Raw genomic sequence first — 13,739 nt, forward strand, 5'->3', positions numbered from 1 at the left:
GCGCGGCTCACCCGTTCGGCGGACACGCTCAGGGAATCCTCAACTCGGGCGACAGCCCGTTCGGGCAGTGCCAGGCTGAACCCCGGGAGTCCGGCCACCACGAACTCCGGCCACCACGAGCAGAGAAGGCCGCCATGCAGGCGTCATCACCGCCCTCCTCCGACCACCCCGAACCGGGCACCCCGTCCGCCGTCAGCATCCGAGGGCTGTGGAAGCACTTCGGCACCCAGGCCGCCGTGGCCGGGCTGAGCCTGGAACTGCCGGCGGGCTCGTTCATCGGCCTGGTCGGCCCGAACGGCGCCGGCAAGACCACCACGCTGTCGATGGTCACCGGACTGCTGCGGCCCGACCAGGGCACCGTCCTGGTGCACGGCACCGACGTGTGGGCGGACCCGGTCACGGTCAAGGCGCGGATCGGCATCCTGCCCGAGGGCCTGCGGATGTTCGAGCGGCTCAGCGGACGCGAACTGCTGCAGTACACCGGGCGGCTGCGCGGCCTGCCCGGCGCCGAGGTGGACCGCCGCGCCGAGGACCTGCTGACCGTCCTGGACCTCGGCCGGGACGCCGACAAGCTGGTCGCCGACTACTCCACCGGCATGCGCAAGAAGATCGGCCTGGCCGCCGCGCTGCTGCACAACCCCGACGTGCTGTTCCTGGACGAGCCCTTCGAGGGCGTCGACCCGGTCTCCGCCCAGACCATCCGCGGCGTGCTCAAGCGGTACGCGGCGGCCGGTTCCACGGTCGTCTTCTCCAGCCACGTGATGGAGCTGGTCGAGCAGCTCTGCGACTGGGTCGCGGTGGTCAACGCGGGCCGGGTGATCGCCCAGGGCCCGCTGGACTCGGTGCGGGGCGGGCGCAGCCTGCACGAGGCCTTCCTCGACCTGATCGGCGTCCGCGAGGACGACGGGCAGGCGCTCGGCTGGCTCGGGGGCACCCAGTGAGCACCGCCGCCGTCCGCACCCCCGTCCCCGTCCCCGACGGGCGGACGGTGGTCCGCGCCCTGGTCGCGCTCAAGCTGCGGCTGCTGCGCAACGGGCTGCGGCGCAGCCCCGGCCGAACCGCCGTCTTCGTGATCGGCGGCGTCGTGGGCCTGGCCTTCGCGGGTGGCATCGCCGTCGCCCTGGCCGCGCTGAACGGGCGCTTCGCGGGCTCCGGGGACGCCGGCGTGATGCTGCTCGGCGTGCTGACCCTGGGCTGGGCCGCGCTGCCGCTCTTCCTGTTCTCCAGCGACGAGAGCGCCGACCCGACCCGGCTCACCATGCTGCCGCTGCGGCCCGGCCCGCTGCTGCGCGGCTCGCTGCTGGCCGCGCTGATCGGGCCCGGGCCGCTGATCAACCTGGTGCTGGTGACCGGCGCGGTACTGGCCGGCGCCGGCGGCGGGGCCTCGGCCGCGGTCGCCGTGGTCGGCGTGCCGCTCGCGGTGCTCTGCCTGGTCACGCTCTCCCGGGCGGTCGCGGCCGGCAACGCCCGGATGCTCTCCAGCCGTCGCGGCAAGGACTTCGCGATCTTCGGCGGGCTGGCCTTCGCGCTGCTGATCCAGGCCGCCAACGTCGGTTCGCAGAGCGTCTTCGGCCGCCCCGGCGACGACCTCGACCTCGGTCCGCTGAAGCCGATCGCCTCCGTGCTGCGCTGGATCCCGCCGATCAGCGCCGCCGACGCACCGCGCACCGCCGCCGAGGGCCGGTACGGGCTCGCGCTCCTGCAGCTCGCCGCGGCCGGCGTGCTGCTGGCGCTGCTGCTGCGTTGGTGGCGCGGCAGCCTGCAGGAACTCATGGTCACCGCCGACTCCTCCACCCTGGAGGTGGCCCGCGGGGTGCAGCGCTCGCGCGGCTGGGGCTTCCTGCCCCAGGGGCGGGCCGGCGCGGTGATGCAGCGCCACCTGCGGTACGCCTGGCGCGAACCGCGGGCCAAGGCCGCGCTGTTCACCAGCATCGGCATGACGGTGGTGATCTGCGTGCTGTCGATGGTCCAGGGCTGGGCGAGCGTGTACCTGCTCGCGATGACCGGGATGTTCCTCGGACTGCAGATGCTCAACCTGTTCGGCATGGACGGCTCGGCGTTCTGGATGGTCGCCGCCACCCTGCGCACCCCGGCCGACGCCCGCGACGAGCTGCGCGGCCGGGCGTACGCGGTGCTGTCCTACGCGATCCCGGTGACGGGGGTGCTCGGGCTGGCACTGGCGGGCGTCACCGACACGTGGGCGGACCTGCCGGCCGCGCTCGGCCTGGCCTTCGCACTGCTCGGCTGCGGGGTGGCGCTCGGCGCGATGTTCAGCGTGCTGGTGCCGTACGCCATGCCCGCCGACAACAACCCGATGCGCAATGCCGCCCCCGGCCAGAGCGGGCTGGTCATGCTCAACTCGTTCGGCTCGATGTTCGGCGTCGCACTGCTCGCCCTGCCGGTCGGCGGCTACCTCGGCTGGGCGCTGACCTCGGACGGGCCGAGCTGGCCGGTCCTGCTGATCGGCCCGCTGTACGGCGCCCTGGTCGCCGTCCTCGGCGTACGGATAGCGGCCACCCGGCTGCTGGAGCGCATCCCGGAGATCCTGGCCAAGGCCGTCCAGCGCTGAGCCGAACCGTTTCCTCCGGCGCCCGGTCCCGTCCTGGGGCCGGGCGCCGCTGCCTGCTCCCCCGCCCCTCCCCGCCGCCCCTCCCCGCCGTCCTCCGCAGTCGTCCGTCCCGGTCGTCGGTGCGGGCTCCGGCATCATGGGCAGGAGGAACAGGGCCGTCGAGGAGAGCAGGGACACACCGTGGGCAAGGGCGCGCAGCAGGGCGGAGACGCCGGGCCGCTACTGGAGCAGGCGGTGCGGGCGGTGCTGACGGCCCCCGAGGAGCGGCTGGACCTCGCGCTGGACACCGGGGCGTCGCTGCTGGCCGCCTCGGCCGGGCAGTGGCCGGCGGTCAGCCGGGCCCTGCTGGGGTACGCGGACACCGCCGTCGGCCGCTGCTGGTCCGCCGGGTGGCGCCCGGCCGACCTGGCGCGGGTGGTGCGGCGCGGGCTGAAGCCCGTCCACCTGGCCCTCGCGGTGGACCTGATCGCCGCCGAGGACCGCCGCCACCCCGCGGCGGCGCTCGACCGGCGCTGGCAGGAGCAGCTGCGCGAGCTGGAGGTCGAGGCCTGGTGGTCCGGCGACGAGCAGTACCTGGGGGCGTTCGCCCAGCGGCACCGGCTGGACCGCTTCGCGCTCGCCACCGCCGTCCTGGAGCTGCTGCGCACCTGGGGCCGGCTGCCGCCGATCGCCCCGGTGGGACCGGCTCCCGGGCAGACGGTGCGGCCGCAGCACGTCGGGTCGCGGCAGTCGGGGCCGCGGCACTCGGGGTCGGAGCGTCCCGGTTCCTTGGCCGGCGAGCCGCGGATGCTGGCCCGGATCCGGGCGCTGCTGGCCAAGGCCGAGTCCACCGAGTACCCGGAGGAGGCCGAGGCGCTGACCGCCAAGGCCCAGCAGCTGATGGCCCAGCACAGCATCGACGAGGCGCTGCTGGCGGCCGCCGGTGCGGACCGGGACGCCCCGGCGGCGCTGCGGATCGGGGTGGACAACCCGTACGAGGGCCCCAAGACGATGCTGCTGGACGCGGTCGCGGTGGCCAACCGGTGCCGGGTGGTGTGGGCGAAGGAGTTCGGCTTCTGCACCGTGGTCGGCTTCGACGGCGACCTGGACGGCGTCGAGCTGCTCTACACCTCGCTGCTGGTGCAGGCCACCCACGCGCTCAACAAGGCGGGCTCCCGCCGGGACTCGCGCAGCAAGGCGTTCCGGCACTCCTTCCTGGTCGCGTACGCGGCGCGGATCCGCGAGCGGCTGACCGCCGCCACCGAGCGGACCACCAGCGCCGCCGCGGCCGGCCGGCACCTGCGCGAGGACGGCACCGAGGAGCAGCTGCTGCCGGACGAGCGGCTGCTGCCCGCGCTCGCCGCCCGCTCGGAGGCGGTGGACGAGGAGATCGGCCGACTGTTCCCGAAGCTGGTCTCGCAGCGGGTCCGGGTCAGCGACGGCAAGGGCTGGGCGGCCGGACGGGCCGCCGCCGACCGGGCCGCGCTGCACGGGCGCGCCGGGGAGATCCGTCGGTAGCACCGCACCGAGACCTGGTAGAACGTATTCCGCCACGAACGAAGGGGGATTCGACGTGACGGAGCCGGCTGCCGAGTCGGGGTATCGGGACCGGGTGCGCGGAGCGCTGCTCGGCGGGGCCATCGGCGATGCGTTGGGCTGGCCGGTGGAGTTCCAGCAGCTCCACCAGATCCAGGGCCACTACGGGCCGGCGGGCGTGACCTCCCTGCCGGGCGGTCCCGGGCCGGTCGAGGTCACCGACGACACCCAGATGACGCTGTTCACCGCCGAGGGCCTGATCCGCGGTTTCGTCCGCGGCTGGACGGGCGGCGGAGGCTCGGTGCCGGAGGCCGTCCACGGCGCCTACCGGCGCTGGCTGCTGACGCAGTACCAGCCCGCGCCGGACACCGTGCCGCAGCCCCGCCCGTACGACGGCTGGCTGCTGCGGCAGCCCTTCCTGTACGCGCGGCGGGCGCCGGGCAACGCCTGTCTGAGCGGGGTGTCCGAGCACCCGGTGTTCGAGGCACCGTCCGTGATCGGGCGGCCGGGGCCGATCAACCCGGGTTCCAAGGGCTGCGGCACGGTGATGCGCTCGGCGCCGTTCGGGCTGGCCCGGCTGGGCGTCGAGCAGTCCTTCGGGCTGGCCGTGCAGTGCGCCCAGCTCACCCACGGGCACCCGACCGGCTACCTCGCGGCGGGCGCCTTCGCGGCGCTGATCGAGCGGCTCGCGAACGGGACGGAGCCGTGGGCGGCGGTCGGCGAGACCGTGGAGCAGATCCGCGAGCTGCCGGGCTCCAAGGAGACCGTCCAGGCGCTGGCCCGGGCGGTGCGGGTCGCCCAGGAGTCCGAGCCCGCGGCGGAGGCGGTGGAGCGGGTCGGGCTCGGCTGGATCGCCGAGGAGTGCCTGGCCATCGCGGTGTACTCGCTGCTGGCGGCCACCCTCGACCCCGACCCGGTGCGCACCGCGCTGCTGCTGTCGGTGAACCACTCCGGGGACAGCGACTCGACCGGCGCGGTCTGCGGCAACCTGGTCGGGGCCGCGTACGGCGCCTCGGCACTGCCCGCCGAGTGGGCCGGGGCGGTGGAGGGGCGGGCCGAGCTGCGGCAGGTCGCGGACGACCTGCTGGTGCTGTTCGGCAGCCGCGACCCGCTCCACCCGGGGCTCGGCGGGCGCTACCCGGCCTGGTAGGGGCGCCTCCCTGGCGGGTTCCCTCCCCGGTACGGGTCCCTCAGCGTGCCTGCGGATCGGTGACCTGGCCGAGGAACAGCGGCCGCCCGCCCTGGGTGTCCCGGATCAGGAACAGGAACGGCCGGTCGATGTGCAGTTGGACGGGCTGGTCCGGGGCCGGCGCGGCCGCTCCGGCGATCCCGACGCCGCTGCCGGCCGCCGCGACCGTGCCGTCCTCGTCGACCTCGACGGTGGCCTTCTGCACCACCGTGCTGACGGCGAGCGGATCCTTGGCGATGCCGCTGAGGTCGGCCCCGTCGAAGAGCGACTTCACGCCGAGCGAGCGCAGCGCGGAGGTGAGCTCGTTGGACGTGTCGAAGTGGAAGCGCGGAAGCTGCAGGTCGACGTGCCGCTCGGCGAGGGCACCGAGGATCCGGTCGAGCTGGGGCTGGTCCAGGCCCTTGGTGAAGGCCGCGAAGCCGCCCTGCGCGGGGACGATCAGGTCCATCGCCAACCCGCCGCCCGCGTACGGGAGTTCGACGGCCTGCCAGGGCTCGCCGACGATCCCGCCGGAGCCGTCGGCGTACTTGAACCCGCCGGTCTGACTCATCGAGGGGACGGCCGGGGCGGAACCGTCGAGCTTGTGGAACGGGCGGTCGGCGGTCTGCGAGGGCTTGAACGCGGAGGCCCACTTGGCCTTGAGGTAGAGCGCGTCGGTGAGCACCAGCCGGGTGTCCGCGGTGATCGCGTTCGGGGCGAAGAGGTCCTTGATCCGGCCCTCTGTGGCCTTCTCCACGGCCGCGTTGACGGCCTTGCGGGAGCCCTCCGGATCCTTGGCGAAGTCGGCGGGGTGCACGCCGGCGTCGAACGCGGCAGCGAGGGTGGCCAGGTAGTCCGGTGAGACGGCGAGGCCCCGCTGGGCCCAGAGGTCGTCGCTCTGGCGCAGGGTGAGCCCGTTGCCGGAGGGTGCCTGGCGGTTCAGCGCACCGGTGGCGAGGGCGTACTGCTGCGGGGTGAGCTCGGTGTGCAGGGCCTTGGCGAGTTCGTCGGCGGTGGTGCCCCGGGTGCCGGGCAGCAGCATGGCGAGCACGGTGGCCAGGCCGGACGGGGAGACCACGAGGTTGCGGCCGGCGTCGTCGGGCCGCGTGGTGAGGGTGTGCAGGAGATCGAGGCCGAAGGCGTCGGTGGCGGTCGCGGTCGCGGTCAGCTGGGCCGGGTCGACCGGGGGCCGGCTGGCGGGCGCCGAGGCCCTGAGCTCCGCGGGCGCGGCCGCCCCGCTGCTGCCACAGCCGGCGAGCAGCGGTGCGGCGAGCGCGGCGGCGAGGAGCAGCGCCGCCGGGCGGCGCGGTGGACGACGGGTTCCGGTGCTGCGGTTCGTCATGGCCCTTCGACGCGCCGCCCCGCCGACCGGTTCCGCTCGCCCCGCCGAGCGGCCCTGCGCGAACGCCGCCGCCCGGCCCTGGATGGACCCCGCCGAGCGGCCCTGCGCGAACGCCGCCGCCCGGCCCTGGATGGACCCCGCCGAGCAGCCCTGGGTGGACCCGCCGCCCGGCCCTGGGTGGACCCCGCCGAGCAGCCCTGGGTGGACCCGCCGCCCGGCCCTGGGTGGACCCCGCCGAGCGGCCCTGGGTGGACCCCGCCGCCCGGCTCCGCTCAGTCCCAGAGCGCGCCGAGCTCCAGCAGTTCGTCCCGGTGCTCGATCCGCTCCACCCACTCGGCCGGCCAGGCCGTCTCGCCGTGGTGGGCGCCCGCGAAGGCGCCGGTCAGGCAGGCGAGGGAGTCGGAGTCGCCGCTGGAGTAGGCGGCCCGGCGGACGGCGGCCACGGGGTCGTCCGGCAGCAGCAGGAAGCAGAGCAGGCCGGTGCCGAAGGCCTCCTCGGCGACCCAGCCCTCGCCGGTGGCCAGGCAGGGGTCGGCCTCCGGGTCGGGGGCGGCGAGCGCGGCCTCCAGCTGGTCGAGGACGGCGAGGCAGTCGTCCCAGCCGCGGGCGATGACGGCCTGCGGCGAGGCGCCGTACCAGAGCGCGGCAAGGTCGCCGAGCCAGAACTCGTCGTACCGCTCCCGGCTCGCCAGCGCGTACGCCCGCAGCGCCGCGGGCAGGCCGGCCGGCGGCACGCCCTCGGCGAGCTTGCGGACGGCGTACGCGGTGAGGTCACTGGCGGCGAGCGCGGTGGGGTGGCCGTGGGTGAGCGCGGACTGCAGCTGGGCGGCGCCGGAGAGCTGCCGGGCGTCCAGCTCGCGGATCAGCCCGATCGGGGCGACCCGCATGTTGGCGCCGCAGCCCTTGGAGCCGACGTCGCTCGCCTGCTGCCAGCGGTACTCGGCGTGGCTGAGCCGCTCGCAGGAGCGCAGGCAGGTCATGCCCGGGGCGCGGTTGTTCTCCGGGGAGCGCCACCAGTCGACGAACTCCTCGCGAACCGGCCGTTCCAGCCGTAGGGGCGTGAGGGGCCCGCGCGCCAGGGCGGTGCGCAGGCCGCGGCCGAGGGCGAGCGTCATCTGGGTGTCGTCGGTGACCAAGGCCTTGTCGGGCAGCGGGAGTTGCCGCCAGTCCGGATGGTCGGCGGCGATCGCCTCGACGGTCTTGAACTCCGTCACCCGGCCGATCGCGTCGCCGATCGCCAGCCCCAGCAGCGCCCCCGTCGCCTTGCCCACGGCCGCTCCCCCCTCTTCTCCGTCTGTCTGTCCGTCTGCCCGGCTGTCCGTCAGACCTCGACCAGTAGTTCCCTGAGCCCCCGGATCACGTACCCCGGGTTCCACTCGGGCTCGCGGACCAGCCGCAGGCCCGGGGCCCGGCGCAGCAGGGTGCCGTAGGACTCGGTGAGCTCCAGTCTGGCAAGCGGGGCGCCGAGACAGAAGTGGATTCCGGCACCGAAGGTGATGTGCGGGTTGTCGGCGCGGCCGAGGTCGAGCCGGTCGGGGTCGGCGAAGCGCTCGGGGTCGCGGTTGGCGGAGCCGAAGAGCAGGGCGACCTCGGAGCCGCGCGGGATGGTGACGCCGCGGACCTCGATGTCCTCCAGGACCCAGCGCTCGAACATCTGCAGCGGGGTGTCCCAGCGCATCAGTTCCTCGATCGCGGTGGGCAGCAGCTCGTCCACCGCGCCGCGTAGCCGGGCGAGCTCCTCGGGGTGGCGGAAGAGCGCCCACCAGCCGTTGCCGGTGGTGTTGACGGTCGCCTCGTGGCCGGCGTTGAGCAGCAGCACGCAGGTGGAGATCATCTCCTGCTCGCTCAGCGCGTCGGAGCCCTCCTGGGCCTGGATGAGCGCGCTGATCAGGTCCTCGCCCGGGTTCACCCGGCGTTCGCGGATCAGGGCGCGCAGGTAGTCGGAGAACTCGATGCTCGCGGTGACGGCCCAGCGGGCGGCCTCCTCGGTCGGGTTGAGCTCGAACATCCCGGTGATGTCGGCGGACCACGGCCGCAGCAGGTGCCGGTCGCCCGCCGGGACGCCGAGCATCTCGGCGATCACGGCGACCGGCAGCGGCTCGGCGACGGTGGCGATCAGGTCGCCGCCGCCGGCCGCGAGCAGGTCGTCGACGAGCTCGCCGGCCAGGCGCCGGACGGTCGGGCGCAGGCCCTCGACCATGCGCGGGGTGAAGGCCTTGGAGACGAGCCGGCGGATCCGGGTGTGGTCCGGCGCCTCCAGGTCGAGCAGCCCGTGGTCGTTCAGGGTGTGGAAGGGCTCGTGCGCCGGGTCGGGCCCGGGGCGGCCGAACTCCGCGTGGCTGAAGCGGTGGGTGTAGGTGCGGCCGAGCCGTCGGTCGCGCAGCAGCGCGCTGACGTCCTCGTGGCGCGCGACGAGCCACTGGTTCGTCGGCTCGAAGTACGTCACCGGCGCGTGGTCGCGCAGTTCGGCGTACGCGTCGTACGGGTGGGCCACGAACGCCGCCGACCAGGGGTCGAACTTCGCCGTCGTCGTCATCGGTCGATCACTCCAGGCCGTGAGGGGAAGCCGGAAGGATCATCGTACGCACGCGGTACGTCCGATTTAAGACCCTTCCGGCTTCAGACCCTTCCGCCTTGAGACCCTTCCGCCTTCAGGCCCTTCGGGCTGCCCGCCACCCCTCACGCCCGCTCACTCACCAGCCGCCGCACCAGCTCGGGCAGCGCCTCCGAGATCGGCTCCCGGATCACCTCGTCCGCCGCCTCGTCGTACGGCGTGGGCTCGCCGTTCACGATGATCAGCTTCGCCCCGGCCTCCACCGCGCTGTACGGCAGCGCCGCCACCGGGAACACCTGCAGGCTGGTGCCGACCGCGATGAAGACGTCGCAGCCGCGGGCGATCGACTCGGCCTGGCCGAGCACCTCCGGGTCCAGGTTCTCGCCGAACATCACCGTGCGCGGCTTGAGGATCCCCCCGCACTCCCGGCAGGCCGGGTCCGGCTCGCCTGCCTCGACCCGCGCCAGCGCGTCGGCCATCGGCGCGACCACCCGGCAGCGCAGGCACTGCGTCTCCCGTGCGGTGCCGTGCAGTTCGAGCACCTTGCGGGCGGGCAGCCCGGCCGCCTGGTGCAGCCCGTCCACGTTCTGGGTGAGCACCCGCAGCGGCAGCCCGGAGCGCTCCAGGTCGACCAGCGCCCGGTGCCCGGCGTTCGGCTCGGCGGCCAGCGCGCCCGTCTCCAGCCGCAGCAGCCAGGACCGCCGCCGGACCTCCGGGTCGTCCCGGTACGGCCCGATGGTGACCAGCTCCTGCGCCGCCGGGTCCTTCTGCCACAGGCCCTGCGGGCCGCGGTAGTCGGGGATGCCGGAGTCGGTCGAGATGCCCGCGCCGGTGAGCACGGCGATCAGGGGGCGCTTCGCGTTCATGGACCGGACGGTACGGCCACCGGCCCGGGCACGGCCACCGAAATTCCGGGTGCTCCGCGCCGTGAGCCGACGGGCGGCGCGCGGAGGTCAGACCAGCACCGGCCGCGGCGCGACGGCCGGACGGACGAGCGGGGCCAGCGCCACCAGGTAGCAGGCGGCGGCGAGCGGGATGAAGGCCAGGTCGGCCCCCGAAGCGAGCGTGCCGAGCAGCACCAGCACCGGGCTCCACCAGCGCAGCGCCCGGGAGCGGCCGGCCGCGGCGGCGGTCAGCAGCGCCAGCAGGCCGACGTAGAAGAGCAGCGGGCCGACCTGGTAGACGGCCGGCAGCACACCCGGGACGTCCTGCACCCGGCCGAAGAGCCGCGACTGCTCGCCCTTGTCCGCCGCCGCGAGGCCGACGACCAGGTCGATCCCGATCTGCACCAGCGAGCAGAGCAGCCCCGCGAAGGCCGTCCCCAGCGCTGTCCCGGCCGCGATCCGCCCGGCCGTGCCGCGTGGGGCGAGCTGTCGGCGCAGGGCGAGGAAGACCGGGGCGAACAGCAGCAGCCCGGCCAGCATCGCGGTGTGACCGGCCGTCCAGCCGAGGCCCGGCTCGCGGGAGCCCGGGACCAGGCGGATGCCGCCGTAGAGCGCCATCAGGGCGGGGGCGCCGACGACGGCGTACGGGGTGAGGCGGGTGAGACGGGTGGCGTGAGTGGCGTTCATCTGACGATCTCTCCAGCGGTGTGGTCCGTTTCCGACACCCCAGAGCCTCCCGGCCCAGGCCCTCGTCCCGGATCGCCCGCACCGGCGAACTCCCCGCCTCCCCCGCACGAGGGAGGCACCCCGGCCGAGCCCGCCGTGGCGGAGCCCGTCAGGACTCCCCCACCACCACCGCCCCCGCCTCGTAGGCGAACACCACCGCGTGCACCCGGTCCCGCAGCCCGAGCTTGCTCAGCACATTGCTGACATGCGTCTTCACCGTGTGCTCGCTGACCACCAGCTCGGCCGCGATCTCGGCGTTGGACAGCCCGCGCGCGATCAGCCGCAGCGTCTCCTGCTCGCGCAGGGTCAGCTGCTCCAGCAGCTTGGAGGGCGGCCGCACCGCCCGTTCCGGCGCCCCCGGCCGGCGGGCGGCGAACTCGCCGATCAGCCGCCTGGTCACCGAGGGCGCGAGCAGCGCTTCCCCCGAGGCGACCATCCGCACCCCGTGCGCCAGGTCGTCCCGCCGGACGTCCTTGAGCAGGAAGCCGCTGGCGCCCGCGTACAGCGCGTCGAAGACGTAGTCGTCGATGTCGAAGGTGGTCAGCATGATCACCTTGGTGGACGGGAACTCGGCGCACACCCGGCGGGCCGCCTCCAGCCCGTCCATCACCGGCATCCGGACGTCCAGCAGCAGCACGTCGGGGCCGTGCTCACGCACCGCCTCGACGGCCTCGGCGCCGTCGGCCGCCTCGGCCACCACCTCGATGTCCGGCTGCGCGTCCAGGATCATCCCGAACCCGGCCCGCACCAGCTCCTGGTCGTCCGCGACGACCACCCGAATCGGCGTCATCCGCCCACCCCCTCCACCGTTCCGCCCGCCCCCAGCGGCAGCCGGGCGCTCACCAGGAAACCCCTGCCCTCCGGCCCCGGACCGGCCTCGGCCCGCCCGCCGCAGGCCGCCGCCCGCTCCCGGATGCCGACCAGCCCGCGCCCGCCGGACCAGCCGACCACCGTACGGCCGGCCGTCGGCGGCACCCCGCGGCCGTTGTCGGAGACCACGACCTCCAGCACGTCCCCGGCCTGCCGCACCCGGATCGCGGCCCGGTCGGCCCCGGCGTGCTTGACCGTGTTGGTCAGCGCCTCCTGCACGATCCGGTAGGCCGCGGCCTGCACGTCGGCGGGCGCCGTGCGCAGCCCGTCGGCCAGTTCGAGCTCCACCGCCAGCCCGGCCTGGCGCACCCGCTCGGCCACGTCGGCGAGTTCGGCCAGCCGGGGCTGCGGCGCCAGCTCCGGGCCGACCCCTTCCTCCTTCAACACCCCGAGCACGCGACGCAGTTGGACCATCGCGTCGCGCCCCGCGTCGGCGATGGTGTCGAACGCGCGGATCGCCCGGTCCGGGTTGCTGCGCACCACCACCGGCCCGGCCTCGGCCTGGATCACCATCAGCGAGACCGCGTGCGCCAGGATGTCGTGCATTTCCCGGGCGATCCTGGCCCGCTCCTGCGCCACCGCCCGGCCGGCCTCGCTGGCCGCCCGCTCACCGGCCTCCCGGGCACGTTCCGCCTGCACCCGGGCCAGCTCCCGCTGGGCGCGCACCAGCGAGCCGAACACAAACGAGCCGACGGAGGTGATCAGGCTGAACAGCGCGCCGTTGGGCGAGTGGGTGCCGATCACGTTGCCGACCACCGTCGCCGCCAGCACCGTCCAGCGCGCCCGGTCCGAGCACCGCTCGGCGACCGTGTAGAGGCCGATCACCCCGGCCAGCGGGACCTGCGGGTTCGCCGAGTGCGCCAGCAGCGACAGCGCGACGAAGGCCACACTGCTCGCCGCCAGCGCGGTCAGCGGCGCCCGGCGCCGCCAGGGCAGCGGCAGCGCGGTGGACACGGCCACCAGGTAGACCCACCACGGCCAGGCCGTGTCGTCGTTGTAGACCGCCCAGATCGAGATCCCGGCCGACACCACCGCCAGCAGCGAGTCCTGCACGTACGGACTCAGCCCGGCCGGCCGGTTCAGCCGGCCCGAAGCACGCTCCACCCCGGCACCTCCCCCGTAACCGGGGACACCGCCCCCGCGGAGAAGATCATGCCCTACCGGCAGTACCTCCGGAACGGCCCGGTCAGGCACCGCTGACCGTCACACCGCCGGTCTCCGCCCGCGCGGTGATGGTGCGCGCCGCTCCCGGCTGCGAGGGGATGCTCACGTCCACCCCGCCGACCGACGCCTTCGCGTCCACCGCGTACGCCTCCCCGCCCGGCACCTGCACCCGCACCCCGCCGTTCAAGGTCTTCGCCTCCACCTTCGACGGCGCGGCGGCGAAGTCGGCCCGCACCCCGCCGTTCACCGCGGTCAGCTTCACCTGCGGGGAGGTCAGCCCGCTGGCCTCGACCCCGCCGTTCTTCACGTCGGCCTCCGCCTCGCCGGCCAGCCCGTTCAGCTTGATGCCGCCGTTGGTCTCCTTCACCCGCACCTTGGTCCCGGCCGGCACGTGCACGGTGTACCCGATGCCGCAGTGGTCGCAGTCGTACGTCAGCCGGAGCACGCCGTCCTTCACCTCGTGCGTGCTCTTCGGCGCGTCCCCCCTGTAGTTCTGGTTCTCGACCACGTGCACGGTGTCACCGGCGCCGGTCACCACCACGCCGCCGTTCTCCCCCTCGACCACCAGCTCCCTGACCGGCTCGGCCACCCCGTACTCGACCGTCCGGTGCTCCTGGTCGTCCCCGATCGGCAGGCAGCCCGACATCCCGACCAGCACCCCCGCCGTGATCGCCACCGCGCCCAGTACCCGCTTCATCCCCGGCCCCCTTCGAAAGCCCCGTCACCCGACACCGAGAAGCCTTCCGCACCCGACCGTTCCCACGCCTCCCTCCCCGGAGCGGTTCCCCCGTCTCCCCCGCACGGGCGAGGAGCTCCTCCGGGAATGCCGAAGGGCCCGGAGGCAAATGCCTCCGGGCCCTTCGAACGAGTAGCGGGGACAGGATTTGAACCTGCGACCTCTGGGTTATGAGCCCAGCGAGCTACCGAGCTGCTCCACCCCGCGTCGG

12 protein-coding genes and 1 tRNA gene are annotated in these 13,739 nt (G+C 74.6%); 4 read left to right on the plus strand and 9 right to left on the minus strand.

Translation table 11 applies throughout. The annotated features are described in order from the left end of the window. The first annotated feature begins 134 nt into the window (after positions 1-134). The 4 genes from ACZ51D_RS14545 to ACZ51D_RS14560 all read left to right on the plus strand — a co-directional run bounded on the left by ACZ51D_RS14545 (position 135) and on the right by ACZ51D_RS14560 (position 5,234). A complete protein-coding gene (locus ACZ51D_RS14545; RefSeq protein WP_465616153.1) occupies positions 135-941 on the plus strand; it encodes an ABC transporter ATP-binding protein in 807 nt (268 codons plus the stop codon). Further along, positions 938-2,569 (plus strand): transporter, encoded by a 1,632-nt coding sequence (locus tag ACZ51D_RS14550; protein WP_465662443.1) that lies wholly within the window; start codon positions 938-940, stop codon positions 2,567-2,569. Before ACZ51D_RS14545 ends, ACZ51D_RS14550 begins: the two co-directional genes overlap by 4 nt. Before the next feature lie 180 nt (positions 2,570-2,749). Continuing rightward, positions 2,750-4,066, plus strand: a complete 1,317-nt coding sequence (locus ACZ51D_RS14555) for a DUF2786 domain-containing protein (RefSeq protein WP_465616149.1) — start codon at positions 2,750-2,752, stop codon at positions 4,064-4,066. Between the two features lie 55 nt (positions 4,067-4,121). After that, entirely contained in the window at positions 4,122-5,234 is a 1,113-nt protein-coding gene (locus tag ACZ51D_RS14560; RefSeq protein WP_465616147.1) for an ADP-ribosylglycohydrolase family protein, read from the plus strand. 40 nt (positions 5,235-5,274) lie between these two features. Here the strand turns inward: ACZ51D_RS14560 and ACZ51D_RS14565 are convergent, their stop codons facing one another. The 9 genes from ACZ51D_RS14565 to ACZ51D_RS14605 all read right to left on the minus strand — a co-directional run bounded on the left by ACZ51D_RS14565 (position 5,275) and on the right by ACZ51D_RS14605 (position 13,735). Further along, entirely contained in the window at positions 5,275-6,594 is a 1,320-nt protein-coding gene (locus ACZ51D_RS14565; protein WP_465662444.1) for a serpin family protein, read from the minus strand. A gap of 272 nt (positions 6,595-6,866) precedes the next feature. Beyond that, positions 6,867-7,865: an ADP-ribosylglycohydrolase family protein gene (locus ACZ51D_RS14570; RefSeq protein ID WP_465616144.1), complete on the minus strand. Its 999-nt coding sequence runs from the start codon at positions 7,863-7,865 to the stop codon at positions 6,867-6,869. A gap of 50 nt (positions 7,866-7,915) precedes the next feature. Further along, positions 7,916-9,130: a cytochrome P450 gene (locus ACZ51D_RS14575; protein ID WP_465662446.1), complete on the minus strand. Its 1,215-nt coding sequence runs from the start codon at positions 9,128-9,130 to the stop codon at positions 7,916-7,918. Positions 9,131-9,273: 143 nt separating this feature from the next. Next, the gene (locus ACZ51D_RS14580) at positions 9,274-10,014 is read right to left on the minus strand and encodes an SIR2 family NAD-dependent protein deacylase (RefSeq protein ID WP_360494936.1); all 741 of its coding nucleotides are present in this window, start codon (positions 10,012-10,014) and stop codon (positions 9,274-9,276) included. Between the two features lie 87 nt (positions 10,015-10,101). Next, positions 10,102-10,719 carry a hypothetical protein gene (locus ACZ51D_RS14585; RefSeq protein ID WP_465662447.1) on the minus strand — a complete coding sequence of 206 codons (618 nt, stop codon included), beginning with the start codon at positions 10,717-10,719 and terminating at the stop codon, positions 10,102-10,104. Between the two features lie 148 nt (positions 10,720-10,867). Beyond that, positions 10,868-11,548: a response regulator transcription factor gene (locus ACZ51D_RS14590; protein ID WP_360494930.1), complete on the minus strand. Its 681-nt coding sequence runs from the start codon at positions 11,546-11,548 to the stop codon at positions 10,868-10,870. Further along, positions 11,545-12,732, minus strand: coding sequence for a sensor histidine kinase (locus tag ACZ51D_RS14595; protein ID WP_465616138.1), 1,188 nt, complete (start codon positions 12,730-12,732; stop codon positions 11,545-11,547). Before ACZ51D_RS14595 ends, ACZ51D_RS14590 begins: the two co-directional genes overlap by 4 nt. Positions 12,733-12,814: 82 nt before the next feature. Continuing rightward, positions 12,815-13,489, minus strand: coding sequence for a DUF4097 family beta strand repeat-containing protein (locus ACZ51D_RS14600; RefSeq protein WP_465616136.1), 675 nt, complete (start codon positions 13,487-13,489; stop codon positions 12,815-12,817). A gap of 172 nt (positions 13,490-13,661) precedes the next feature. After that, positions 13,662-13,735, minus strand: a tRNA-Met gene (locus tag ACZ51D_RS14605). Between the last annotated feature and the right edge of the window lie 4 nt (positions 13,736-13,739).

It is taken from the genome of Kitasatospora sp. NPDC033851 (assembly GCF_055576085.1).

What these genes read in the sequence shown, in the direction of transcription:
- ACZ51D_RS14545 (WP_465616153.1), top strand. Translation starts at nt 135, where the DNA reads ATGCAGGCGTCATCACCGCCCTCCTCCGACCACCCCGAACCGGGCACC.
- ACZ51D_RS14565 (WP_465662444.1), bottom strand. Translation starts at nt 6,594, where the DNA reads ATGACGAACCGCAGCACCGGAACCCGTCGTCCACCGCGCCGCCCGGCG.
- ACZ51D_RS14575 (WP_465662446.1), bottom strand. Translation starts at nt 9,130, where the DNA reads ATGACGACGACGGCGAAGTTCGACCCCTGGTCGGCGGCGTTCGTGGCC.
- ACZ51D_RS14580 (WP_360494936.1), bottom strand. Translation starts at nt 10,014, where the DNA reads ATGAACGCGAAGCGCCCCCTGATCGCCGTGCTCACCGGCGCGGGCATC.
- ACZ51D_RS14585 (WP_465662447.1), bottom strand. Translation starts at nt 10,719, where the DNA reads ATGAACGCCACTCACGCCACCCGTCTCACCCGCCTCACCCCGTACGCC.
- ACZ51D_RS14590 (WP_360494930.1), bottom strand. Translation starts at nt 11,548, where the DNA reads ATGACGCCGATTCGGGTGGTCGTCGCGGACGACCAGGAGCTGGTGCGG.
- ACZ51D_RS14600 (WP_465616136.1), bottom strand. Translation starts at nt 13,489, where the DNA reads ATGAAGCGGGTACTGGGCGCGGTGGCGATCACGGCGGGGGTGCTGGTC.